The organism is Pseudomonas sp. 51_B (assembly GCF_017491595.1).
Classification (GTDB): domain Bacteria; phylum Pseudomonadota; class Gammaproteobacteria; order Pseudomonadales; family Pseudomonadaceae; genus Aquipseudomonas; species Aquipseudomonas promysalinigenes.
Genome location: NZ_JAFGYW010000081.1, coordinates 1 through 704, shown reverse-complemented (window position 1 = coordinate 704; position 704 = coordinate 1). Strand labels below are relative to the sequence as shown.

The window sequence follows — 704 nt, the reverse complement described above, 5'->3', positions numbered from 1 at the left end:
GTCGCCACTCCAGCGCAGGGACGCCACGCGCAACTGGAAGGTCGCCGGAGCACGTCCGGCAATGGTCAACTGCGCAGCCCGGAGCAAGGCCAGGGTGTAGCAGCCGTCACGCAGGCCGGACTGAGGCACCAGCACCTTGAATTGCCCAATGTTTTCCATGCCGCCAGCGGCCACCACCAGGCGCTGTATCAGCAACTGCAATGCCGTGCGCTCGGCTCGGGAAAAGAAACTCAGCAGACGCTGCAATACTTGCTGATAGACATAGTTCATTGCCTGATCATGGATCGTGCTCATCGGTATTTACCCGGTATCAAAAGTTTCATGCCGCGCAGACATGACAATGGGCGCGCGGCAATTGGATCAATAAGTAATAGACGCTGAAATGCTAACACTTACAAAGTTGTAGTTATTTGAAACACTTCACCTGAATAAAGCCATCCAGATGCCAATCGTCACGTTCAACCACCCGTATTCATTGGGCTTTCGCCATTCGCAAATGATCTGAGGAAACTTCCCACAACGTCCCACGACAAATCATTACAAGAAAAGGAGAAGCAACTTCCGAAACGCCCTACAGCAATTAAACAGAAATTGACGAAGCCAGCCGAGCCAGCCATTTGATATTGCCTTGGACAAACTGAATGCACAGCCATAGCTCATTCCTTGAGATGAAAGTAATCATTCAATTATCAGTGCTTATAGTG

Annotated in this window: 1 pseudogene; it reads right to left on the bottom strand. The window is 50.6% G+C overall.

The window, feature by feature from the left end:
* Positions 1-294, bottom strand: a pseudogene (locus tag J5M56_RS23715) (hypothetical protein); the annotation flags it as partial.
* Positions 295-704 lie beyond the last annotated feature (410 nt).